The sequence below is a fragment of the Solibacillus sp. iso_87 genome, assembly GCF_056173085.1.
In genome coordinates, this window is record NZ_CM149656.1 from 396,641 (window position 1) to 421,462 (window position 24,822).

23 protein-coding genes are annotated in these 24,822 nt (G+C 38.8%); 17 read left to right on the plus strand and 6 right to left on the minus strand.

All coding sequences use genetic code 11. The features are described 5' to 3' along the window. Window positions 1-94: 94 nt before the first annotated feature. Both AC0VXV_RS02000 and AC0VXV_RS02005 read right to left on the minus strand, forming a co-directional pair. Window positions 95-244, minus strand: coding sequence for a hypothetical protein (locus tag AC0VXV_RS02000; RefSeq protein WP_475530125.1), 150 nt, complete (start codon window positions 242-244; stop codon window positions 95-97). A gap of 356 nt (window positions 245-600) precedes the next feature. After that, window positions 601-1,992 (minus strand): polysaccharide deacetylase family protein, encoded by a 1,392-nt coding sequence (locus tag AC0VXV_RS02005; RefSeq protein WP_475530126.1) that lies wholly within the window; start codon window positions 1,990-1,992, stop codon window positions 601-603. A 173-nt stretch (window positions 1,993-2,165) separates the two neighbouring features. Between AC0VXV_RS02005 and AC0VXV_RS02010 the strand changes: the two genes are divergently transcribed. Then, complete coding sequence (locus AC0VXV_RS02010) at window positions 2,166-2,912, plus strand: threonine/serine exporter family protein (RefSeq protein WP_475530127.1); 747 nt, start codon at window positions 2,166-2,168, stop codon at window positions 2,910-2,912. Window positions 2,913-2,977: 65 nt separating this feature from the next. Continuing rightward, window positions 2,978-3,463, plus strand: coding sequence for a threonine/serine exporter family protein (locus AC0VXV_RS02015; protein ID WP_475530128.1), 486 nt, complete (start codon window positions 2,978-2,980; stop codon window positions 3,461-3,463). Window positions 3,464-3,497: 34 nt separating this feature from the next. On the opposite strand, the gene AC0VXV_RS02020 is transcribed toward AC0VXV_RS02015, so the two are convergent. After that, window positions 3,498-5,501, minus strand: a complete 2,004-nt coding sequence (locus tag AC0VXV_RS02020) for a sensor domain-containing protein (RefSeq protein ID WP_475530129.1) — start codon at window positions 5,499-5,501, stop codon at window positions 3,498-3,500. Window positions 5,502-5,810: 309 nt separating this feature from the next. Between AC0VXV_RS02020 and AC0VXV_RS02025 the strand changes: the two genes are divergently transcribed. The 6 genes from AC0VXV_RS02025 to AC0VXV_RS02050 all read left to right on the plus strand — a co-directional run bounded on the left by AC0VXV_RS02025 (window position 5,811) and on the right by AC0VXV_RS02050 (window position 11,814). After that, on the plus strand, window positions 5,811-6,686 hold the full coding sequence (locus AC0VXV_RS02025) for a GNAT family N-acetyltransferase (RefSeq protein WP_475530130.1): 876 nt from the start codon (window positions 5,811-5,813) through the stop codon (window positions 6,684-6,686). A gap of 172 nt (window positions 6,687-6,858) precedes the next feature. Next, on the plus strand, window positions 6,859-7,446 hold the full coding sequence (locus AC0VXV_RS02030; RefSeq protein WP_475530131.1) for a glycosidase: 588 nt from the start codon (window positions 6,859-6,861) through the stop codon (window positions 7,444-7,446). A gap of 111 nt (window positions 7,447-7,557) precedes the next feature. Beyond that, window positions 7,558-8,457, plus strand: coding sequence for an ABC transporter ATP-binding protein (locus tag AC0VXV_RS02035; protein WP_475530132.1), 900 nt, complete (start codon window positions 7,558-7,560; stop codon window positions 8,455-8,457). Continuing rightward, complete coding sequence (locus tag AC0VXV_RS02040; protein ID WP_475530133.1) at window positions 8,450-9,652, plus strand: ABC transporter permease; 1,203 nt, start codon at window positions 8,450-8,452, stop codon at window positions 9,650-9,652. The genes AC0VXV_RS02035 and AC0VXV_RS02040 overlap by 8 nt, the downstream gene beginning before the upstream one ends. A 123-nt stretch (window positions 9,653-9,775) precedes the next feature. Continuing rightward, window positions 9,776-11,074: a sensor histidine kinase gene (locus tag AC0VXV_RS02045; RefSeq protein ID WP_475530134.1), complete on the plus strand. Its 1,299-nt coding sequence runs from the start codon at window positions 9,776-9,778 to the stop codon at window positions 11,072-11,074. Between the two features lie 5 nt (window positions 11,075-11,079). Then, complete coding sequence (locus AC0VXV_RS02050; RefSeq protein ID WP_475530135.1) at window positions 11,080-11,814, plus strand: LytR/AlgR family response regulator transcription factor; 735 nt, start codon at window positions 11,080-11,082, stop codon at window positions 11,812-11,814. 232 nt (window positions 11,815-12,046) lie between these two features. Here AC0VXV_RS02050 and helD read toward each other — a convergent pair whose 3' ends face one another. Then, a complete protein-coding gene (helD, locus tag AC0VXV_RS02055) occupies window positions 12,047-14,269 on the minus strand; it encodes an RNA polymerase recycling motor HelD (protein WP_475530136.1) in 2,223 nt (740 codons plus the stop codon). Between the two features lie 20 nt (window positions 14,270-14,289). Continuing rightward, window positions 14,290-15,312, minus strand: a complete 1,023-nt coding sequence (locus AC0VXV_RS02060) for a DUF2804 domain-containing protein (RefSeq protein ID WP_475531385.1) — start codon at window positions 15,310-15,312, stop codon at window positions 14,290-14,292. A 140-nt stretch (window positions 15,313-15,452) separates the two neighbouring features. On the opposite strand from AC0VXV_RS02060, the gene AC0VXV_RS02065 reads away from it, so the two are divergent. From AC0VXV_RS02065 to AC0VXV_RS02100, 8 genes are all read left to right on the plus strand, one after another. Continuing rightward, window positions 15,453-15,950, plus strand: a complete 498-nt coding sequence (locus tag AC0VXV_RS02065; protein WP_475530137.1) for an amidase domain-containing protein — start codon at window positions 15,453-15,455, stop codon at window positions 15,948-15,950. A gap of 185 nt (window positions 15,951-16,135) precedes the next feature. Beyond that, window positions 16,136-16,699, plus strand: a complete 564-nt coding sequence (locus AC0VXV_RS02070; protein WP_475530138.1) for a nitroreductase family protein — start codon at window positions 16,136-16,138, stop codon at window positions 16,697-16,699. A 210-nt stretch (window positions 16,700-16,909) separates the two neighbouring features. Then, complete coding sequence (locus AC0VXV_RS02075) at window positions 16,910-18,883, plus strand: methyl-accepting chemotaxis protein (RefSeq protein WP_475530139.1); 1,974 nt, start codon at window positions 16,910-16,912, stop codon at window positions 18,881-18,883. A gap of 127 nt (window positions 18,884-19,010) precedes the next feature. Further along, the gene (locus AC0VXV_RS02080) at window positions 19,011-19,538 is read left to right on the plus strand and encodes a hypothetical protein (protein WP_475530140.1); all 528 of its coding nucleotides are present in this window, start codon (window positions 19,011-19,013) and stop codon (window positions 19,536-19,538) included. 376 nt (window positions 19,539-19,914) lie between these two features. Beyond that, window positions 19,915-20,541 carry a YflT domain-containing protein gene (locus tag AC0VXV_RS02085; protein WP_475530141.1) on the plus strand — a complete coding sequence of 209 codons (627 nt, stop codon included), beginning with the start codon at window positions 19,915-19,917 and terminating at the stop codon, window positions 20,539-20,541. A gap of 313 nt (window positions 20,542-20,854) precedes the next feature. Next, complete coding sequence (locus tag AC0VXV_RS02090) at window positions 20,855-21,553, plus strand: CoA transferase subunit A (RefSeq protein WP_475530142.1); 699 nt, start codon at window positions 20,855-20,857, stop codon at window positions 21,551-21,553. After that, a complete protein-coding gene (locus tag AC0VXV_RS02095) occupies window positions 21,553-22,185 on the plus strand; it encodes a 3-oxoacid CoA-transferase subunit B (RefSeq protein ID WP_475530143.1) in 633 nt (210 codons plus the stop codon). The genes AC0VXV_RS02090 and AC0VXV_RS02095 overlap by 1 nt, the downstream gene beginning before the upstream one ends. Window positions 22,186-22,457: 272 nt before the next feature. Further along, complete coding sequence (locus AC0VXV_RS02100; protein ID WP_475530144.1) at window positions 22,458-23,483, plus strand: M14 family zinc carboxypeptidase; 1,026 nt, start codon at window positions 22,458-22,460, stop codon at window positions 23,481-23,483. A 73-nt stretch (window positions 23,484-23,556) separates the two neighbouring features. Here AC0VXV_RS02100 and AC0VXV_RS02105 read toward each other — a convergent pair whose 3' ends face one another. After that, complete coding sequence (locus AC0VXV_RS02105) at window positions 23,557-23,958, minus strand: DoxX family protein (protein WP_475530145.1); 402 nt, start codon at window positions 23,956-23,958, stop codon at window positions 23,557-23,559. Between the two features lie 501 nt (window positions 23,959-24,459). Between AC0VXV_RS02105 and AC0VXV_RS02110 the strand changes: the two genes are divergently transcribed. Continuing rightward, complete coding sequence (locus tag AC0VXV_RS02110; RefSeq protein ID WP_475530146.1) at window positions 24,460-24,813, plus strand: VOC family protein; 354 nt, start codon at window positions 24,460-24,462, stop codon at window positions 24,811-24,813. The last annotated feature ends 9 nt before the right edge of the window (window positions 24,814-24,822 follow it).

The following is a 24,822-nucleotide window of genomic DNA, read 5'->3' on the forward strand; positions in this document are numbered from 1 at the left end:
AAGAGAAAAAAAGTTGCGAAATTTTAATGGAGATTGCGGATTTTAATCGTGTATTTTTGAGAAATCTCTAGTTTTTCAAAAGGGTTTCCAATAATCACAGCCGTTGCTCCAGTTCCGGGAATGGCTGCTCCTGTAATATTGCAATGACTTGCTGGATTTGCTGGTGGGTTTTTTCGTTAATCGTCGTACTGAACGGAACGAACAGTGCCCGTTCGCTAAGTTGTTTAAATTGCAGTGCCGGCATGGAATGTCACCTCATTGTTGGATTGAATCATTATGTATGGCATGACAGTAACCTCTGTTCAGCAAACGAAAGTAGCCCTGCTGGTACATAGTATTTGTGTGCATGGGACGGGGAGCATGCGGTGTTTTTTGCAAAACGTGCACGTCAGGAACTGGAACAGCAGGGGGGAAAAGTTCAGGCATTTCGAGCGTTTGAGTAATATCTAATGAGAAGTGAGGATTAAGTGCCCTCAATTGAGGATTAAGTGCAAGCATCTGAGGATTATTTCGATAAAAGTGAGGAATAAGTACAAGCATTTAAGGATTAAAGCAAAAAGAGTGACGATTAATAATCACCACTCTTTTTTAAAGTTACTTTTAATGATACGGCAAAATTTCAGAAACCGTTAAAAATTCATAGCCTTCCTTTTGTAAGTAGGCAAGGACAGGCTCCAGACCATCTGCTGTAGATTGATGAATGTCATGCATTAACACGATTGCGTTATTATGCAATGCCTCTTTCACCATCGGGAACAGCTTTTCTGAATCGCGGTATTTCCAGTCGAGTGTATCAATCGTCCAGTTGACCGATTTACATGGGATGGCGTTACGAATCTCCTCATTAATCGCCCCATATGGAGGACGGAAAACAGTTGAATTTTCGCCCGTCGCATGGATAATCGCTTCCTCTGTGGAATTGTATTCCTTTTCAATTTCTGCCGGAGACATTTTCGTTAAAACGGGATGTGACCACGTATGATTACCGAGTTCATGACCGCTATCAAGCACTTCGCGTACTAAGCCCGGATAATATTGCGCCCGGCTTCCAAGCATAAAGAATGTCGCCTTTGCATTGTACTTTTCCAGAAGCGCTAAAATTTGTTTCGTTACTTCCGGGTGTGGACCGTCATCAAACGTAAGGGCAATCCGTTTTTTTGATGAGTCCTTATCACTAGGAATAATCGTATTTTCGGATTGCATCGCTATTTGGAAATCAGATGCTAAAAGCGGGTTGATGAATGATAAAGGAATTTCAACTACCGGTACACCTGCTTCCTGCTTTGCCACTTCACCTTCATTAAAGTAAATGAAAAGAGAGTCATCTTTTAATGCAAAACGTTTAAATAAACGCCATTTTGGCTCGGTAGCGAATGCGAGCTCCTTTTCTAATACATACTCTTTATAAGCTGGATTTTTAAGCACTTCCGATTGGATATGTGCTGCAAAAGTTTTCAGGCTTTCTAAATCCTCATTTAAAAGATCACGAATATCAAACAAATCGCCTGTTTCATAATCAATTAGAAATGTTTGAACCGTTGTTTGCTTCTCTTCGGTATTTAAAATCGTTTTATTCGTTAAAACAAATGAGTAATAATGATCATGTTCGAATGTTTCAACAGTTATCGTTAGATTGCCTGTTAACTTCTTTGAATTCTGCTGCAGGTGCATCATGCTTATGTAATATTGTTTTGATTGTTCTATATATGTCGTTACCGCATGATTAAAAGCTTCATATTCCGTTAGCGGATATTGAACGGTATAGGGCATTTTCTTGTCATAAGAGCGATCTTTGACAATTTTTATTCCGGGGAATTTTGACGCTTCCTCCGTAATGGTATGTTCTTTAGCGGATGTTTTGTCGGTGTGCCGGAAAATCGGATCATCGATTAAAAAAGTTAAAAAAATGATAATTGCACCTAAAAAACCGATAGCGCCAACAAGAAGTAAGTCAATCCAAGGACCACGCCGTTTTCTGTAAGGGTTTGTCATGATGTACCGGGTTCCTTTCTAATTGGGATAATCTATTATCTATGTCCTGAAGAAGGTCATTGTAAATTTTAAGGAAATACACTGTTCTGTCAGCATAAATTGCACGAAAAAAGACTATTATTTTTCGATTGCTTCAAGTAATATGAGCTAAGAAGTGGAAGGGGGTCCCTTGAATGAATGCTGAAAATACTGAACTGGCGCTCGACTGCTTTTTGCTTGCTGGTCGTATTATGATTGAAAGCGGTGCTGAAACATATCGAGTGGAAGATACAATGCTAAGAATGGCCCGTTCTCAAAATATGATGAATGCACAAAGCTATGTTACGCCGACAGGTATTATTTTCTCTCTAGGTAAAACACAGCCTACACAAATTACATCGATTCCAACACGAATTACAGATTTACATCGAATTGTGCTTGTAAACAATGTTTCACGTAAGCTTACATCTCAAATGATAACATTAGAGCAGGCGTATGACGAGTTAAAGAAGATAGAAAAAACAAATTATTTCCTCCCGATTTCCGTGCAAGTTTTGGCGGCATGTATAGCGAGCAGTGCCTTTTTATTGCTGTTTAAAGGAACGATTTCGGATATCCCGGCTGCCTTTGTTGCAGGAGGCGTCGGCCTGTATATTGTGACGATCCTTCATAATATGACCCGCGTTAAATTTTTCTCCGAGTTTTTAGCATCGGTAGGAGTGGGTGCTGTTGCATATCTCGCAGTATATTTTAATGTTGGTACGGAAATAGACAAAATTATTATCGGTTCGGTCATGCCACTAGTGCCGGGTCTGCTCATTACGAATGCTGTCCGCGATTTAATGGCAGGACATTTCACGGCAGGAATGGCAAAAGGTGCCGAAGCCTTTTTAACAGCGTTTGCGATTGGTTCAGGTGTTGCGCTTGTGCTTTCGCTATAAATTTTTGAATCAATTCGGAGTGCGATCATTGCAAGGTATGATCGATTGGAGGGGAGCGTTCGTTGATGGAGCATGTTTTAGCTCAAATCGTTATCAGTTTTATTGCGACCGCCTGTTTTGGTGTCATTTTTAATGCCCCGATCAAAACAATCCCGGCATGTGGTTTCGTCGGTGCTGTAGGGTGGGCAGTATATTATGTTCTTTTCGAAAGCGGACTGGATGATGTTCGCGCATCTTTTCTAGGGGCATTTGTCGTTTCATTAGTAGCATATTTCTTTGCACGCAAGTTTAGGATGCCGATGATCATATTTAGTGTTTCCGGAATTATTCCACTTGTACCTGGGGGCATTGCATACAGTACGATGCGCAATGTAATGGAGCTCGACTATATTGCCGGTCTGGAAAATGGCATGAGGGCATTTATGATTTCCGGCGCGATTACGATGGGACTTGTATTTGCAGAAGTAATGATGCAGATTATCCTGCGTATAATGAGAAAAGGTAGAACTTCGATTCAATCCTTTACAAAAGTAAAAAAGAGAAGCTCGTAAAGCACTGATCATCAGTTGCCTTACGAGCTTTTATTTATCCTAATAACGAAGAAATTTCCTCTGTAGAGCTCGGTTTGCTTACGAAGTATCCTTGGATGACCTCACATCCGATGCCAGTTAGGAACTGCATTTGTTCTTCAGTTTCCACACCTTCTGCAACGACCATCAGATTCATTGATTTTCCTAGCTGTACCATACCGTTTACGAGCTGCTGGTTTTTTTCTGATTTTAGGGAACGGATAAATGTCTGGTCAATTTTTAAAATTGAAATCGGCAGAAGCTGCATGTAACGGAACGAGCCGTAACCTGTACCGAAGTCGTCAAGCGCAAAGACAATGCCTTCATTTTCAAGTGTACGCATTTGCTTAATAATTCCTGTTTCAGCTTCAGCTTCCAATGCGAATTTTTCGGTAATTTCGATTTGCAGTAAATTTGCCGGGCACCCAGTACGGTCAAGTGTTTCCAAAATGGACTTGGCCATATTCTTATCGCGGAACTCGCGCACAGAAGAGTTGATGCTAACTTTGATCGGTTGGCCCGCATTTTTCCATAGGGCTGCTTGTTCACATGCCTTTTCCAGCATAAACGAACCGATATTATTAATGAGACCTGTCTCCTCAGCGATAGGGATCAGTTCATCAGGTGATACAGTACCGATTTCTTCATCATCCCAACGGACTAATGCTTCGACAGCTGTGATTTTACCGCTTCTTAGATCAAGTTGAGGCTGGTATAGAACATGCAGGTTTTTCTGATCTAATGCAAGCAGTAATCGTTTTTCAACTATCGATCTGCGGTTTAACGCAGCATGTGAAGATTTTGATAATGAGACGATGCTGTCACCGCCCGCACTGCGTACAGAAGCGATCGTAGCCAATGATGCCTTCATTAATTGAGAGAATGTCATTTGATCTTCCGGGAAGCGTGTAATCCCGCCGCTTAATGAAAGTGGGACTGCTACGTTACCGCTGTAGATTGGATTTTGCTGTAAATAATTCAGGAAACCTTGTGTAAACCATTCAGGTAATGGTGTAATTACGACAAATTCACTTTCATTAATACGAGCCATCGTACTATCTTGGAAATACATTTTCATACGTTTCGTAAATTCTAAGATTAGGGAATTCCCGGCTACGCCATCATGTAAATCCTTAATTGTGTAAAACTTATCGATACTTAAGTAAACGAATGAAAAATGGCGCTCTTCTTCGATCATTTCCCCGATAATTTGTTCCAGACGGTGAACATTCATCATTCCTGTTTCTGTATCGATATATGCGATTTTCTCCAGCTGGAACTGAATCTTTTTCTCTTTTGTAATATTCCGCTCAATCAGCAAATACTCGTTCTTTTCAGATGTTTGGCCCATCATCGGAATCGCCGTTAAATGTACCCAGTAAAGCTGCTCATCCTTTGTCAATTTCTCAACTTCACCTTGCCAAACTTGCCCGTTTTGCAACGTTTTCCAAATTTCAAGGACAACTTTTTCCGATTCGGGATTTTGCGGGAACAATTGCCACAATGTTTTCCCGATGACCCGTTTTGGTGTCCAGCGGCTTGCTGTTAAAAATGGCTGATTTGTTTGAGTAATAAAGCCGTCCTGGTCAAGTGTAACGGTCATGAATGATTGGTGGATCCCGTTTTTAAGGTCGACTAAATGCTGCTGTTCTTCATCCATTAAACGAACTTCTTCATTTGGAATACAAAGAACAAAAATTGCTTGCTCATTTGCAAAGACAGTCGGCTTCGTATAAAGAGTGCAAGTTTTGGAAGATTGACCTTTCAGTGAAAGAGGAATGTTGTGCAAACATAACGCTGCCGAACTTGTTAAAATGGATTCAATGACATCGTCACCTACTTCTGAAAAAAGCGTGTCGTGTATGGAATTTCCGATTAGTTCTTTTGTCTCTTGCGTTGGATAGTCTAATTGACGGAGATTTCCATGAACGAGTGTACCATTAGGTAAAAGTACAAAAGAAGGAAAAGAGGTATCTAGTAGTGGCTCAGTACTAGTAGAATAGATTTGTTCTTTTGTCATAAGTTAAGTCTCCTTAATTAATTAATTCATATTGCAATTATAATTAAATAACATCGTTTAGTCATTTAAGATGGATTTTTATTTATGAAAAATAATCATGCATAGGATTATTATACCTTATTATTGGGTAATAAGTAGTTAAATTTATGCATCTTTACTAGAAAAATTGTATCATGAAGTTATTTTATTTTTAATGAAAATAATAATTGTGGAAAGATAAATTGAACGGATTAATGCGCGAGTATTGCGTTACTTCGATAGCTTTACTAAAATAAAGAAATTATAGTAGTTAGAATTGGAGTAGAAAGAATGAACTTATCGGCAATAACAGTGTCGTTTCCTTTAGATGAAGAAACATATGAAGAAGTACAGAAACTATGTAAAACAGCGGCCGTTTGTGATGGCGTACTATTAAATCAAGTCATGAATTTACCGATAGCGAAAAGCTATGAAATGCGGGGATTTTATGTTCTTGTATATGATGATGAAAAAAATTTGCTGGTCGGAGCAGGTACTGCAGTCGATTTGATGGGATTAAATACGTATGAATGGTCGATGCTCGTTGCACCGATGTATCGTCAACTTGGAATTGGTACGGCGATATTGAACGTGCTGAAAGAAGGATTGGCGATGCGTGAAAGTGAAGGGGAGCTTGCAATAATCGTGGAAGGTTCACATTACGGGAAAGAATTTCTTCAAAAGAACGGGTATTTATACAGCTTTTCTGAAGCAACATTGGAAGCCCGTGCAGAAGTTCTGCAAAAAGAGGGACCTGTTACTTTACGCCCGTTTATGCAAAAGGACACGGAAGCACTAGTCGCGATTTTCAGTGATGCGTTTGGCGATATTCGTGAGGAATCATTGGAACTGATTGAGTTTAATACAACGACTGAAGGCCTAGTCATGTGGACAGCCGAAGTTGATGGTGAAGTCGTAGGCACAGTGACGACCCGCAAAGAAGGCGAAGTACAGTGGATTACGGCATTTGCGGTATCTCCAAAAAGACAGCGCCAAGGGATCGGCACGCAAATTTTAAACTTCGTGAAAGATTATGCGCTCCGGTCGGGTGACAGGACAATTTTACTCGATGTGGAAGTCGAGAATATGGCAGCCCTTCATGTATACGAAAAAGCCGGATTTATGAAGTCATCCCAGCTTGATTATTACATTTATATTGGATTGTAAGCGAGTAGATTCAAGTGCTTACGAAGTAAACGTTCATGAATGTATGAACGTTTTTTTTATGTGAAAAATGAACGGTTATGAATGGTTTATTCGTTTTGAAGAGCCTTTCAACATGAATATGTCGAACGAAAGTATAGTGGAATTAGGCAATTTTCAAGGAAGGGGGGATATTTTGAAAGTACTGATTGTATCAATGTCTACTTTGTTTATAGAAGCATTACAAATAGCGGTACAGGATAAGCGGCCGACTTGGCAAATAGATACTTATCCCATACAAGCTCCAATATTTAATCAGACATTACTAAAAAAAATTAACGAACAGCGTATTGATATTGTGGTGATTGAAACAACAAATCAGCATTTCGCATTGATGAGTGAAAGTCTAAAGAAAGTAAAGGGTCCCGAAATAGACATCATGCTCCTTGTAGATTCAAGGATGGGAGAGGTTTACCATCACTTAAAGGATGAGGAGCGCTGGGCAAGTGTCACAAAAAATACAGGGCTGGACGAATTTTTATTACTGATGGAATCGTTTAAAAGTAATACACCTCATTTAGTTGAGGTTTCTTTAAAAGAGTTGGATAGAAAAATCCTGAAAGATTTAGCAGTTGGCCATACATTTGAATTTATTCAGCGTACAAGAGGACTAACGGCTGAAGAGATCGATCAGGCCCTTTACCGGATAAACACCTATTTTAGAGTACCAAATTATATTGAGTCGATCAGTAAGGCATTTGAGCAGAAAATCATTGCGTATTAATCATCTAAGGAGGCAAATAAATTGAAAAATATTTTAAGGGCTGTAGTTGGAGTAGTTATTGGAATCGCTGTTATTTCTATTATAAAAATGTTCAGCTAGGAGAGGTGCATAATGACATTTCAAATTAAAAATCTAAATAAAAGTTTCGGCAGTAAAAAAGCGGTGAACAATATTTCAATTTACTTAGAAGAAGGCCGGATTCTGGGAATGTTAGGTCGAAATGGTGCCGGAAAAACAACGACAATTCGGATGATGTTAGACCTTATTCCAAGGGATAGTGGACAAATTTTATGGAAAGGAAAGCCTTTCTCTAAGAATAAATTAAAAATAGGTTACTTGCCGGAAGAACGTGGACTTTACGCCAAAATGAATGTTCTGGATCAGATTATTTACTTTGGCATGTTGGAAGGTATGAACAAAAAAGAGGCGAAAAGAGAGGCACTAAAATGGTTGGAAAAGCTTGGAATCTCTTATGCGGCCAAGAAGCGTACCGAACAATTATCGAAAGGGAACCAGCAAAAAGTACAATTAATTACGGCGATTATACATGACCCGGATTTTATCATTTTAGATGAGCCGTTCAGCGGGTTAGACCCTGTTAATGCAGATATGTTGAAAAGTGTCGTAAAAGAATTGATTGCTAAAAAGAAAACGATTATCTTCTGCAGTCATCAAATGGAACAGGTTGAATATTTCTGCAGTCAAATCTGTATTTTAAAGGACGGGAACCTGATTGTTTCTGATGAGTTAGCGAACGTTAAAAGTTCCTATGATTATCGCTACTTGGAATTGGAAACATCAGCTGCGGACTTAAAGGAATACCTTACGCTTAAACAATATGAATTTACTGAGGAAAACAACAGGTATAAGTTACGAATTCCAAGAAGCGAAAAAATATATCAGCTCATTCAGGAGTTCGGTGAGAAATTCGAGCTGCATGGGATTTCATTAAAAGAGCCGAGCCTGCATGAAATCTTTATTGAACGGACAGGAGGGGATATAATTGCGTAATTTCAGCATTGTATTTAACACTGTCTTCAAAGAAGCGGTTAAAACAAAGGTATATGTATATATTACGCTCTGTCTGCTTGTGCTAAGTGTACTGCTCTTTGCATACCCAACAATTTTAAGCAAATTTGAGAAGGATAGCTCAGAAGAAACATATAAACTCATCAATCGAACATCATTAGGATTAACAGAACGAGATCTAGCTAAAGTAGATGGAAACTGGGAGATTGTAAACAATGCAAGGATAGAAACGCTAAAAGAAGAGATTAAATCAGAAAAACTGGCTGGATTCTTTGTGTTGGAAGATCGAGTGGATATGATGCAACTGAATATTTTTATGCCAAAAGTGAACAACGAACTACTGCTTACGCTAGAATCTTATATTGAACAAAAGAGAGTGGCATCTATTGTAGAAGCGCAATCCATTCATCCGACGGTTGTTCAGGCACTAAACGCACCTTTACAGACAAACTTTGGTTCATTATATGAAACAGAGCCAAATGCCTTACTTATTGTTTATGGATTGATTGCTATTATGTTTTTGGCCATTTCCACATACGGGAATAATGTTGCAACAGCAATTGCGTCCGAAAAATCTTCCCGGGTTATGGAAGTCATGATTACAAAGGTAGCGCCAGTACCGATGATGTACGGAAAAATTTTAGGCATTGGTCTAGCAAGCTTAGCGCAATTATTCATCTTTATCGGCGGCCTCCTATTATGGGCAAACTTAGGTATTTTTGAGATTACTGAAGGGTCGTTTGTACAGACTGTAATAGAGACAATTACGTGGGGGACAGCCTTATATATCCTCATTTTCTTCATCATTGGGTACTTCATCTATGCGACTTTATTTGCTATTGTAGGATCGATGGTAAGTCGTCCAGATGATTTATCGAGCGCAACAATGCCAATTGTCATTTTATTGATGGCGAGTTTGACAGTAGAAATATTGTTTGTCATGGATTATCCTGAAGGCACTTTGACAAAAGTAACTTCGTACATTCCTTTTACAGCACCAATGAGTGTACTGATCCGTATTGTCTATAATACGATTGCCCCGGGAGAGATTATTATTTCATTGGTGGTGATGCTTTTATTTATCGGCTTATTTGCTGGGATAGCTGCAAAAATCTATCCAAAAGGTGTTCTGAAATCAGATAGTTTAACATTAAAACAATTAATTCAATTTAAATAATCAGTTCTAATATTTCACAACGTATTAAGAGTTTTCTCAAAAGTTAAGGCAGCTTTTGAGGAGACTTTTTAATTTCATTTATTAGTATATAATGGATGTAAAGTAGTGACGGAGTGTAAATGAGTGGACGGACTAACTATTGAAGTGATTATAATATTTCTTGTTCAATATTTGATGCTACTATTTTTTAACACATATGTATTAGAAATATCATGGTCAATAAAACAATTACTAACGATTGTATTAATTATATTTTTACCAACTTCTATATTGTTTCAATTTATTGATGCAGTTTCAATTCTAAACTATTTAGCCATTTTAATATGGATGATTTATAGAAAAACCCAAGCAGTTATCCATATTTTTCATTTGTTGGCATCCCTTATTTTTTTAGTTATTTCGGATAATATTTCAAGTATAGCGACTTTTCATCTGCTTGGTGGAATCGGTAATGAACAACTGACATTTTTATGCTATATAACATTATTCATCCTATTGGGCTTCCTATTTGCTTTTTTCTATAAACGCATTGCAAATTTGATCAATCGGTGGGTATTCCACCGTTATGTCTCTTATATACTCGTGTTCCTTGGTGTTGTTGCAGTAGTATTTATGTATATCAATATCATGAAAATTGATCATGGGAATTTTAATGAGAGCGTCCAGGATAATTTGGTAATGTTTTTAATTTATATAGCAATACTGACAATCAGTATTTTTACCATTGTCTTTTTAGCATTTAAACAATTCAAAATGGAGCAACGAGAACAGGAAATAAATAACTTCGAATCTTATGTTGCGTCACTTGAACAAATTAATCAGGATATGCGCAAGTTTAAACATGATTACGTCAATATTTTATCTTCTTTACGTACGTTTATTGATGATAAAAACTATGATGGTCTCCATACATACTTTTACGACCACATACTAGAAGCGAGTCATCAGGAACAGTTAAATCAGCACTCGATGATGGTATTAAATAACTTGAAAATTAATAGTTTAAAAGGGTTATTAACGACAAAGATTTTACAAGCTCAATCCCACCAAGTTCCCTTTCATATTGAGATTGTGGAAGAAATCACTGAGATCCCGGTAGATCCGATTATTTTAAACCGTGTGGTAGGTATTTTGCTGGATAATGCAATTGAAGCGGCACGAGAAACAGAGAATGGGGAAGTACGTACAGCCTTTATTCATATGAAAGATGCCATTTTATTAGTCGTAACTAACAAATTTAATGAGTCAGCAAATATAAAAGTACATGAAATTTACCAAGAAGGCTATTCAACAAAGGGAGAAAATCGAGGCCTAGGCTTAGCTAATTTACGTCAAATGAAAAATAATCTACAAAATGTTAGTATAAACACAAAAATTAGCCCGCCTTATTTTATTCAGGAAATTGAGTTTAAAAAGGGGTAGATTAGATGAATATAGTTATTTGTGAAGACGATCGATTTCAATTGGAGAGAACGAAAGAAATAATTGAGAACTTTGCCATGATGGAAGATAACGGTATGAAAGTTGTACTTGCAACTACTAATCCACATGATGTTGTCTCATTTTTAGAAAACGAAAAGGCGGACTGTTATTTTTTAGACATAGATTTAAAAGACGAAATTACTGGAATTACGTTAGGGAGTAAAATTCGAGAGGATGATCCTATTGCTAACTTAGTGTATATTACAACGCATGCTGAAATGAGCTTTCTTACGTTTATTTATAAACTGGCTGCATTAGATTTTATTATTAAAGACAGTCCGGATACGTTAAAGGAAAAGATACTATCCACTTTAAAAGAAGCTCATCGACGATATTTAAAATTAGGCGAACTAGAAAGCGTTCAAAAACTGCAAATCAAAACTACGGGACGTACTTATAATATTGATTTCCAAAATATTTACTTTTTCGAAGCATCTTCGGATTCGCATAAAGTGATATTGCATTTGGAGAATGAACATATTGAATTTTACGGACGTTTAAAAAATTATGAAGGGCTACATCCCGATCTTTACCGCTGCCATAAATCTTTTATAGTGAATAAAAGTAAGATAACAAACATTGATTCTAAAGAAAGATCAATTATATTAGACAATGGTGAATTTTGCTATGCATCCGCAAGGCTGATTAAAGGTTTATTAAAGCAAACTGCTTTAACTTGAAGGGATTTATGATTAAATTCTCAATTTACGAAGATGGCTTTTCGTGCACGGATACAGCGCCTACCACTGTAAGTGCCGCCTTTATAAAGCAGCTATAAAAAAGACACAATAGTTTTAAACGAATTCCCATGCCACAACAAAAGGAGCAGTAAAGGCACCTTTACTGCTGCTATTCGCGCTATATGAGAAAACTCTTTAACCTTTATAGAAAAAAACGCATGGTATGCTTCACTCACTTCATCAAAAAAGCCTCTTTCGATGGACCGATTAGATAAAGCTCATGCATGGCACGGGTTAAGGCAACATAGAGCAGTTTCCGGTCAAGCGGATTATCATCATAAGGTGTTTCAAATGACGTGAGAATAACCGCATCAAACTCTAAGCCTTTTGCCAAGTGACTTGGAATAACGAGAAGCTTTTGCTGATCGATTGCTGAATTTTCGTCGAGCAGCTGAGCAGGGATATCCGAGTTTTCAAGCTCTTCAATTAACTGAACGGCTTCATCAGTTGTTTTACAAATGAGTGCAATGGATTGATGCTGGTTGTCGCGAATTTTTACAAGCACGTCTTGAATAATAGCGCCATCAAAACTTTCAGCGGCGATAAATTCTGGTACTTTCCCATGACGGACAACAGGTTCAACAAGCGGTAAATCCTCATCCATCTGCATCAGAATTTCATTGGCAACATCCATAATTTCAATTGTTGTTCGGTAACTTTTTTGAAGTGTTGCATACGTTGCGCGCGGGAAAAGAGAGAGTACCGGCTGCCACTCTGTCAGTGAGCGGTAGCTGTGGATTCCTTGTGCAAGATCTCCAACCATTGTGAACATATCCGTTTCAAGGCCGGCTTTTAGTGCAGCAAGCTGAAAATAGCTGTAGTCCTGAACCTCATCGATAAAAACGACGCGCATTTTCCACTTGTCATCAATGCCTTTAATTTTAGCCTGTAAAAAGTAAAGGGCCGCCAAATCCTCCAGCACCCAACGTTCTTTCTGATGCGTTTTTATAAAATGTGCAACTTCTTCCAAAGGCCATTCAGGAGCAAGTTCACCCATCAATTCACGATTTGTCAAAAGCTCACGGTACATCTGTTTCACTTTTACTTTCTGGAATTTTTTCATATAGACTGTTGCAATGGATTTTGCTTCCTGCTTAATTTTAGGAATGCGGGCATCCCGTTCATCAATGAGCTTTGTCACAGTACGACGACGTTTGTCTGCGTCACGCATGCCACTTAGTGCTCGGCCAATTGCATCTTCATAGCGTGTATTCAGTGTCGCGAGCACTGCCGCCGTTTTCCGTTTCACCTCTGTTTGAATTACCTTTTTTATACGTTCAAGCCGTTTTTCCACAGGCATATAATGAAATTCCACCAAAAACAGCTTTCTTAAATGTTCTCCCTTCATAATGCGGTATTTTTCAATAAATACATCATCAAACAATGCGGCAAGCTTCTGTTCATGGTGCTCGATATAGCGGTTCATCATAAGTTCATAAAATGGACTGCCTTTTGTTTTCGAAATCATGGCACTCTCTTGCTGTACGGAAGGGTTGGCAATGAGTTGCTCGAGCTGTTCATTCGGATTCTGCAGTTTTAATTTCAGATTCAGTGCATCAAGCACATATTGCGCATACGTTGTTTGGCAGATTTTATCGACGCCAAGTTCCGGTAATACATCGGCAATATAGTCGATAAATAACCGGTTTGGTGCAAGAATCATCAACTGTTCAGGATTGAAATGCTCGCCCATTGTATAAAGGAAATACGAAATCCGGTGCAGGGCGATCGTTGTTTTCCCTGAACCTGCTGCACCTTGTACAAGGATCGGCTGACGAAGATGTGCGCGAATAATTTCATTTTGTTCTTTCTGGATAGTCGAGACGATTTCTGTTAACCGGACATCGGCTTTTCCTTCCAGCGCTTCTTGCAGGAGCTCATCATTTGTTGTTAAATCGACGTCACGATAATTGATCAGCTCGCCGTTTTCAATTTTATATTGGCGCTTGGCAAACAAATGACCGGAATGTGTTTCATCCCGGACATCATAGGAAATATCGCCAAGGCGGCCATCGTAATAGACATTTGCGACAGGGGAGCGCCAGTCAACAATAATCGGTTCATGGGTCTCACTATGGAAAAGTGAAGTCTTTCCGATATAAAGAAACTCCTCATTTTCGTTTTCGCGTTGGAAATGGATTCGTGCAAAATACGGTTTTTGCCGAATCGCTTCCAACCCTTCTTTTTGATTACGGGCAAGCTCGAAAAAACGTGTATTCATTAAAATATTCAGGAAGCTGTCACTGGAGTCCAAATATTCCACATTGGCCATCGCAGTACGGATATTTTCCTGTGCCGTTTCAATATCTTTTTTCGAGCTATTTAAAATCTGATCCATATAATGGATTGTTTCGTGCAGACGATGTTGTTCCTGCTTAAAATCTTGAGCTGTCATTAAATTTCCCCCCTAACGTGTTACCACTTTGCAACATGTTCTTCAATGCACCCAAGCATTTGCTGGATATGCAGTGTTTTGCCATCGTCGAGTTGAATAAATCCATCGTAATAACCGACCATCTGATGGACAGAGGAAACGATGAGTTTCGCATTCGTTTCTGCCACACGTTCAAAAAATGGCGTGAAAGTTAAGTTGACGCGTCCGCTAAATTTCGTTTTGACCGTCCACGGATGCATGAAATTAGTGCGATCATAGTGAAATAAAACATCTTCATGAATTTTCGTCATTTCACCGTCAATAAAGATCGCATTTTCGGTCATGCCTGTTCCATCTGTCCATTTACCGCCAAAGTTTAACCCAATCCGCTGACCACGAACGCGCTGTGATGCCATGCCCCAGTTCCATGTTGCTTCACGAGGCCATACACCGCGGCCGTAATCGAGTACAGCGAAGCTTTCTTCCGGTGTGAATGTGAACGTGCGGTTCCCGATTTTTACAATTCCAGTAGTTGGTAACGTGTGATGTTTCGCCGTGAATTGGAATGTTCGGCGATTCCATGGAATGACTACATTGAGGGAGTCATCGTCTTTCGGGTGTGCAATCGTCAGCTCAGCATGTAAAGGGTCCCCGTCAAAATCAGGCGCGGTTACTGTTAAATGGGTCTCGCGGTTGAAGTATGTAAGTTGAATGGACATTTCAGAATTTTTATATTGAATTGTTTCCAGCACTTGTGTTGGCATTTTTACTTTTGCCCCAAGCGGAATTAAAATTGTTTTTTCAAAGTAACGTTGTGTTTCGTATTCGAGGAAATAAACAAAGCATACAGCCGCGTAATCCATATGACTGATTGTCGCGGAAAATAAAATTTCCTCACCATATACACACCAGTAATTCCATTTTTTCTTGCGCATAAAATGCCCTGACAAATTACTGTCGATAATAGGTCTTCGTGCAAAACCGATTGCTTCCGGATTTAAATTCCCTTTTTTATCGCAAAGGGCTATAGGAAAAAAAATTTCCCTTTCTGCATGTTGTGTCATCATAATTCCCCCTAACCGTTTCATAATTTCAATAAAATAATTGTAGCAGACATTTACAAAAACAGGGGATTTTTGCTCTACATTCACAACACTTTCATAATTAGAAAGTACTCGACATACGCTGTGAAAAAAGGAGAAGATTGTTGCCTACTTATAATCGGATGGCTGCTGTTGCATATGCAAATAGATGGTGGGACAGCTTTAATCCTGAATATCCGGTATTCCGGGATGACTGTACGAATTTTATTTCCCAATGTTTACGTGCTGGAGGGGCTCCAATGCGGGGGGCACCGAATCGGGGGCAAGGCTGGTGGATGATCGGACAACCGGAGCGCTGGAGTTATAGCTGGTCTGTTGCACACTCCCTTCGCTGGTATTTGGAAACGTCCACCCAAGGCTTACGCGCGACAAGGGTAAACTCGGCAAGTGAACTGCAGCTTGGGGATGTCATTTTTTATGATTTTACGGGGGACGGCCGCATGGATCACAGTACAATTGTGACGCGCATAAAGCAGGGCGTTCCTTATGTTAATGCCCATACATCAAACAGCAGTGACCGCCTCTATACGTATGAAGATTCTACTGCCTATACTCCGAATATGCGGTATTACTATTACCATATTGAGGATGAGTTTTGAGGGGGTATTTAGGAAGGAGAGAGGTAAAAAAAAGCGGAGTTTCTCCGCTTTTTTAATCTCTTGCTTTACCGTATTGTCGTAGCCTGTCTAATAATGAAATTTTTAATACATTTCACGCCATGTAATATGTTAAATATAGATCATTCATGCTAATGTAATAGTAGTAATTGAAGGAGGATTTGGCGATGACTTTATCAGTAAGAGACGCAGTATTACAACGCCGTTCGATTAAGCTGTTTAACGGACAGCAAGTTGACAAAAAGGCGGTAATGGAAATTTTGGATGATGCAAAATGGGCACCGAACCACGGCAACCGTCAGCCATGGCGCATTGTAGTAGGTGCAGAGGAGCAGCTTCCAAAAGTACATGAACTGCTTCGTGACCTTGCAGTTCCGAAATGGCAGGAGCTTTCAGAAGATGCGCTTGCAATACAAATGAAAAAATTCACATTGGCCGGTGCGTACGCATTTGTGCTTGTGACTGAAGATGTTCGTCAAAAAGAACGATTAGAAGACTATGCGGCAGCCGCTTGCTATTTACAAAATGTGCAGCTATTGGCATGGGAAAAAGGCATCGGTACTTGCTGGAAAACACCGGGCTTCTTAGACAACCCGAAATTCCGAGAAGCATTAAATGCACAACCACATGAACGTGTCATTTCGATGTTCCAGTTCGGTTATTACGATAATGTGCCAAATGTAAGAGTACGTAAAGAGCTTTCTGAATTCGTAACGGAATTTGGTCAATAATAGGATTGAATGCATGGGGAAACAGTGATTTCCTTGTGCATTTTTTTATGGCAACGCAAGTGGCTACTTAATATTGCATTTGTGTAATATTATTTACCTGCACTTAATTTGAATTCGAGATAATTACATAATAGAATTGAATGTTGTATAAAAAAATATAGAAGAGGAATTTATTCAAGAATACCGAGAGATTTCACCAAAGGAGTTATTATGCAATTTAAAAGTTTAAAAACCCGGTTAATGATCATTTTGTTATTAGTTGGAATTATTCCTGTTTTTTCGATGGTTACGTACAATTATTTTGCGACATCAAACAGCTTCGAAGCTGTTCAATATGATCAGCAAAATGAAATCGAACTAGGTGTTACCCAATATTTTGAACAAACCGCAGCTGATCTGCAATATTTAGTCGAGCTGTATGCAAGCGATCAGGAAATTCAGCAATTGCTGATGAATAATGATCGTGCTGCTGTTCATTCTGATGGTGAAGCATTATTTAACAAATTAAATGCACAGCATAAACTGGCAGTTATGGAAATTGGTGATGAAAAGGGCACGGTGTATTTAAGAGGTCATAACCCTGAAAAGTTCGGGGATGATAAGTCCGATATTACCGCAATTCAAGGTGCACTTGAAGGAAATGCTTTCAGCGGGTTTGAGTATGGCTCAAGTGGATTGGCTGTACGAGCGTTTGCCCCAATTAAAGTAAATGGACAAATCGTTGGAACATTGCAAATAGGCCTTGGCAATGAGTTTATTGCAGAAGTGCAAAATCTATTCCCAGGTATGTCGCTTCAACTTCTTGATGGGGATGGTGAAATTGTCGAATCATCAGAGCAAGCAAATATCGGAATGAAACTAACTGGTGAGGCGGTTTCGGATGTATTGGCCGGAAAGTCAAAACGACTGAAAAATGATGACAGGCAAATAATCGAAAGCTTTTTACCAATGAGAGATCCTGCTGCTACTTCAGTTATCGGCGGAATACATATCGTACAAAATATAGAAGAGTCGCAAGTCGCGATGGTCAGCATGATTAACATGAGTGTTATAATTTTAATCAGCACAATCATTCTTGCTGTCCTTGTTGCATTATTCTATAGTCGCTCCTTAACAAAGCCGATTTTCCACGCTTCACAATTGATGCATATGCTAAGTAAAGGTGATTTGGCACAGCGTATGGATGACCATGGTCGTCAAGATGAAATTGGCCGGTTAATGACGGATATAAAAGTTATGCAGGAAAATCTGCACGGGACAATCTCGGAGGTTTCTTCTGCATCAAGCGATGTATCAGCTCAAAGTACAATGCTTGCCCAATCGACAAATGAAGTCTCCACAGGTGCACTGGCGATTGCCGAAACGATGGAAGCACTGTCGCGCGGCATTGAGACGCAAACAAATGAGATTTCGGAAGTGTACGAAGCGGTAACGGATTTTTCTCATACATTAAATGAAACGACTGAGCAAGGAACGAAGCTTGGGATGCTATCGCATAACGTTCTTTCCCTATCATCAGAAGGTGCAAAAATGATGGGAACTTCAAATAGACAGATGGAACAAATTCATGGAATGATGCATACAGCGATTGAAAAGATGGGGGATTTAGGCCAGCGTTTTGGCCAAATTTCCTCATTTGTCAAAATCATTGAAGATGTCGCCAATCAGACAAATCTACTAGCCTTAAATGCATCCATCGAGGCAGCTCGTGCAGGCGAACATGGAAAGGGATTTGCCGTTGTAGCCGAGGAAGTACGAAAACTTGCCGAACAAGTGGGCAAATCGGTAACGGAAATTACAACGATTGTCGGTACAATTCAGTACGGAACAAAAGAATTAAGTCATTCATTACAGCAAGGCTTTACAACAGTTGAAGCAGGTTCATCGCAGCTTGCTGTTACTGCTGAAACGTTTAAAGAAATCGAACGCTCTGTACTGCAAATGGATCAGTTTATGAAGCAAGTGCTTGTTCAGCTACAATCGATGAGCAAGCAAGGGCAGGAAATCAATGATTCCATGCAGGAAATTTCGGCGATTACTGAGGAAACAACAGCTAGCGTAGAAGAAACGACGGCTACAGTTGTTCAAACAAGTGCCACGATGGAAAGTGTTGCGGCAACGACAGAGCAGCTTGCTGAATTGGCTGAGAAGTTGGATGCTATTGTCAAAGAATATAAAGTGTAATTTGATGAAAAACGAAAAGGAGTTGCCACATTTTGTCGGCAGCTCCTTTAATTATTCCCTGACGAATAATTTGCAAGTTTTGATAGCAACCTAGTGTACAATTCATCTAAGAAAGGATGAGATATAAATGAAAAAAGTATTATTTCTGCTCGGGCTTCTATTATTGGCAGGGTGTTCGGAGGAAATAGTCGCGTATGAGGGGATGCCGTTAAAAATTGCTGTATTAGGGGAGTTCCAAGATCATTACAATACGAATATAGAAATTGTAGAAATTACATTCGAGGCACTTGAAGAAGTGGTTACGGATTCATCTTTACAATTTGATGCACTTTTTATTACGCCAACTGTATTTGGACAAGCTTCCCGAGATGAATATATTAAGATTTATGAAGAGGCACTCATTCCGATAGTTTATTATGATGCAGCGAAAGGGCATTTTGCTTTTACGAAAGAAAACATAACGTACGATACACTGCATTTTCAAAATCTTATAAACGGTTCACATTCAACGCTTTATTTACAAAATGAAATTCCTGTAGGGGATGAATTGGCAGAGAAAAAAAGTGGTATCTATGTTTGCAATTTTTATTTAAACAGAGATCGTTATGATATTATGTTGAAAGAAATTTATGAGAAAATCGAAACGCTAACTTGATATAAGAGGAAAAAATCCCATTACCGCTTTTCCGATCATAAAAGCAATAATGGCAAGTGAAGCGGCTAAAATAATTTTTGATTTCTTATTCATATATAATTCCTCCCGAAAAGGATTGAACAACTTGTTGATTACGATTACTATGTTTAGTTTAAAATGAATCTGTATATGAAGCAATCAACAGAATATTTTGAGGTGTTGAGTGGAGAGGAAAGATTGTATTTTTGAGTAGATGAACAAACAAATTGAGAGAAAAAAACGTTTCTTTCTTAAATGGGGAAAGGAGCTTATTGTTTGTATGCTCTATTTTAAAATAAGTTTTGTATGGGTGAGATGGGGAAAAGGTACTTACGAATAATTTAATGGAGGGATGCAAATGTTTTTTGATGAGCCGAAACAGAAAATTGATGTTGCCTATACGAAACAGGAATTGCTAGAAAAACTCCAAGAATTACGTAGACCGGACAATGAATTGGAAGGTACACATATTTATGTTTTAACAAAGGATGTAGACGAATTTCACTCCATCGCACGTGATCAGCAAGTATCACTTATTACAACAAATAGTGTCCGCAGTATATTGAAAACAGCATTGACGAAGGAATCGCCAATTGAAGAGAAAATTCGCCGCCTCGGTTTGCCGGAAAACAAGCGGCTTGAATACGAAAAAATCATTGAAGATGGCGGGAAACTGCTAATAACAGGTACCGACCCATTTGATGAAGAAGATTGGACAGGTCATACACTCGATAATTGGATTACAAATCGTTCCAATCCATCGAACCTCATTAACAAAGGGGTAATGGATGAACGTCCTGTCCCATTTGAGCCTGAGAAAAAGTATGAATCATTACCGAATACAAGTGTTGCAGGAGATTTTGGACGCAGCAGTGATGTGGATGATCCGGATATTATTCCGTTAAAAGACGATCAGCGCATTGTTCGCGATCCGAATACAAAGGAAATAGGAATTTATCAAGCACCGCACGAAAAACAAAATTAAAAGGAAAGTCAGACTGTTCTTTAGGGGCGGTTTGGCTTTTTTATGTGGGGTGGGGGCAATTTATTAGAACAATTGAGGAGGTTATTAGAACCGGAGATATTAAAACAAAGAGCAAACATTTTAGAACACCCTCGGTAATATATTAGAAAAACGACAGTATATTAAAACAAATAAAAATATATTAGAACATTTCAAAGTTTATTAGAAAATGCACCACGCCAAACTGCCAAACCATCAATAGAAAAACAGATTTTTAAAGGGAATTAAGTCTTTTTATAGAATATTTTGTATATATGTGAAAGGGGATAATGACATGGACAAAGTAGTAGCTTCTGTACAACAGGCGATTGGGGCAATAGACGATGGAGCTGTATTATTAGTGGGAGGCTTCGGATTATGCGGTATTCCCGAAAATCTAATTCAGGCGGTAAAAGATAAAGGAACAAAAAATTTGACGGTTGTCAGCAATAACTGTGGTGTCGATGATTTCGGACTCGGTGTTCTATTGCAAGACAAGCAGATCACAAAAATCATCGCTTCGTATGTAGGGGAAAATAAAACATTCGAACAGCAATTTTTAAACGGCGAGCTTGAGGTGGAGTTGACACCACAGGGCACATTGGCGGAACGCATTCGTGCTGGCGGTGCGGGCATACCAGGTTTTTATACGGCAACAGGTGTTGGTACACCAATCGCAGAGGGGAAAGAGACGAAGGAGTTCGACGGCAAAACATACTTGCTTGAACGCGCGATTACAGGGGATTTTGCGCTTGTGAAAGCATGGAAAGCGGATCGCTCCGGAAATCTTGTGTTCCGTAAAACATCTCGCAACTTTAACCCGCTTTGTGCGACAGCAGGTAAAGTGACGATTGTCGAAGTGGAGCAGCTTGTCGAAACTGGCGAACTGGATCCGGACGAAATTCATCTGCCAGGCATTTATGTGCAGCATATCGTCCATACCGAGTCATTTGAAAAGCGCATTGAACGCCGCACTGTAAGGGAGGAAGCTTAATGGATGCACGCATGAAAATTATCCGACGCGCAGTGAAGGAAATACAGGACGGAACATATGTAAATTTAGGTATCGGGATGCCAACACTGATCGCAAATGAAATTCCTGAGCATTATAATGTGATGCTGCAGTCGGAAAACGGACTGCTCGGAATTGGGCCATACCCGACAGAAACAGAAGTTGATGCAGACCTGATCAATGCCGGGAAGGAAACGGTCACAGCCAAAGTAGGGGCGACATTTTTTGATAGCGCGGAAAGCTTTGCGATGATTCGCGGTGGGCATATTGATTTGGCTATTCTCGGTGGAATGGAAGTTTCTGAAGAGGGGGACTTGGCCAACTGGATGATTCCCGGAAAAGTAGTAAAAGGGATGGGCGGGGCGATGGACTTAGTTGTCGGCGCTAAAAAGGTCATCATTATTATGGAACATACGAACAAATACGGTGAGTCGAAAGTAAAACGTGAATGCTCATTGCCATTGACAGGCAAAAGTGTCGTTCACCGGTTAATTACCGATTTGGCGATCTTTGATTTTCAAGATGGCACGATGCAGCTAGTGGAGCTTCAAGATGGGGTGACACTGGAGGAAGTACAGGAAAAAACAGAGGCTATGTTTGAAGTGAAACTGTAAATATAATGCGCAAAAAGCAGATGAGCTTTTTGTGCATTTTTTAATTTCCTTATAACAGCTAAGTGACTTTTACTCTATAAAAAATGAAAACAATAGAGAAATAATGAGTAAATAAATATACACCACTATTGGTAAAATAAAACAATCGCTCTACCTTGGATACAAATAAATTGATAGATTCCCTCTATATACGATTACAGAATTGATGGATATTCTTAAAGAATAAATTATTATTTTAATAATTTTGAAAATTAAAGTGATGGAGGGGTCTTATGAAAAAGAAAGCATTAGCACTATCCTTAACTGGCATTTTGGCACTGGGAGCTGTGACACCAGCTTCATTAACTGCCTATGCTGTAGGTGAAGGACCGAACTATGGTGGAAATGAATCGATTCAAACGTCTATCCTATATACTTACGATGAAATGGTAGATTATCTTAAAAAGCAAGACGCAAAACAGGATGCTATGCAGCTTGAAGTGATCGGTCAAACTGTAAAAAAACGAGATATTTATATGGCAAAATATATTACAAATCCAAATAACCCGACAATACTATTTTTGACACAACAGCACGGTAATGAACAATTAACTACAGAAGGTGCATTGGAATTTATTAAGCATCTTGGCACAGGTAAAACAAAGGGCGTTCTTGATAAGGTCAATATTCTTATTGTGCCAATGTTAAATGCAGATGGTGCGATGGGAGATGTCGACTTTTCTCTAGATGATTATATCGCAGACGGCGGACGTAATTTAACTCGATACAATGCTGTAGGGGCAGACTTAAATCGTGATCATGTTGATAAAGTGCACCCGGAAACACAGGCTCTTCATAAAAATGTTTTACAAAAGTATGATATTGACTACATGATTGACCTGCATCATCAAGGTACTCAAGCAAGACGAGACGGAAAATTAGTATCAGGATCTATGCTTTATCCTACGAATGATAAAGTGAAGCCGGAAGTATTAGAGAAATCGAAAAAATTGGGAGCTGTTGTATTTAATGCTGTTGATTCTACTGGGTGGGGACATTTAGCGAAATATAATGGCGGCAATGGTGAGAATATCGGCCGTAATGGCGCGGCAGTTCAATATGATATTGCTACACTTCTTTTTGAAATGCGCGGAATGTCTGATCACTTCAATGAATCGGCAGTTATTGGTCAAAAAAGTAATGGTTACTTAATCAAACAAACGATTACAACACTTGATGCTGCGGTTCGAGCAATAGCAGATCGTTCAATTGAAACTGCAGATATCAGTTTCTGGGATACATTAGATACCCAAAAATAAAGAAAAAAGTAATGTGCAAAAAAGGAGCAAGAGAGTCTTAGTATGAAATCTTTTGCTCCTTTTTTATATTCACTTAATCTGCTTTCTTCATTAATTTAGCATCAAGTGATAATGGAGAACGATCAGCGAACATGTAATAAATGCCTAGTGCTACGTAAATAACTTCTAATTCATATCCAGCATAAGTACCGTCACCAAATAATCCAAGGGGAAGTTTAGCTGTGAAGATTGCACCAATCATAATCACTGCAAATAATGCACCAATTACCCGAGTACCAAGTCCAAGGATCAATAATAAACCACCAACTAATTCAATGATTGCCACTACAAATGCAAGACCACTCATTAAACCAAGTGATTCGAAGTAACTTGCTGTATTCTCGATCCCACCTTGAAACTTAACAAATCCATGGTAAAAGAACATAAAACCAAACACCACTCGTACAAGTAATGATGCCCATTGTTGTTTTGTCATAATAAACTCCTTCTAATAACTTTTTGTAAATTGCTTATTAAAAGTAAGTATAAGGATAAAAATAAAGTGATCTACAATAAAGTAGGTCACACCCTTTTTAATTACTTTTCGTAACCTAGTTTAATAAAGTAATCTATATATTTCAATGATTTAAGTGTAAATAAAAGCAAAGTAAACACTTTCGATAGAAATAAATGTTTTTTGGGACGAAATTCGGTTGCTTATTTATTTCACCTGGAAAATTGAAAACCTGTTTATGGAAATTATTATTATGTTTTTAGTCGGTAGTGCTATTTTCAAGTTTCTAAAGAGTAAGATTTCAAATAGAAGTTAAGGCGATATTAATTGTAAAAGTAACTGAAGCGCAATCCACACATGTGCATTGCGCTTCAGTTTATTACATCCATTTAGTGTAGGAACGAGTATGACAATGAGGGGAGGACATCATATAATTTATGCCGAATACTTAATAAACTCAAACTTTAAAAAGGCAGGTGTTTTATGGATAATCCTATTTTAAAACAGGTCGGCACAGTCTTTATTCCGGTAAGTAATATTGAAAGCGCGAGGGATTGGTACTGCGAGATTTTAGGGGTGAAAGCAGAGGGTGAAATTCAGTTTGGTCATCTTTATGTTCTGCCTATGGAAGGTACAGGAATTGTGTTAGATAGCAAAATTTATTCAGAGGACAGTGTATTTAAAATACCGGCGTTCCACCTAAATACGGAAAACATCCAAGAGGCATTTCATTTTATGAGGAACAAGGGCGTTGAGTTGATTACAGATATTGAACATAACCACTATTTTAATTTCAAAGATCCGGATGGGAATATATTAATGATTTGCCATTGTTAGTAGGAGTTG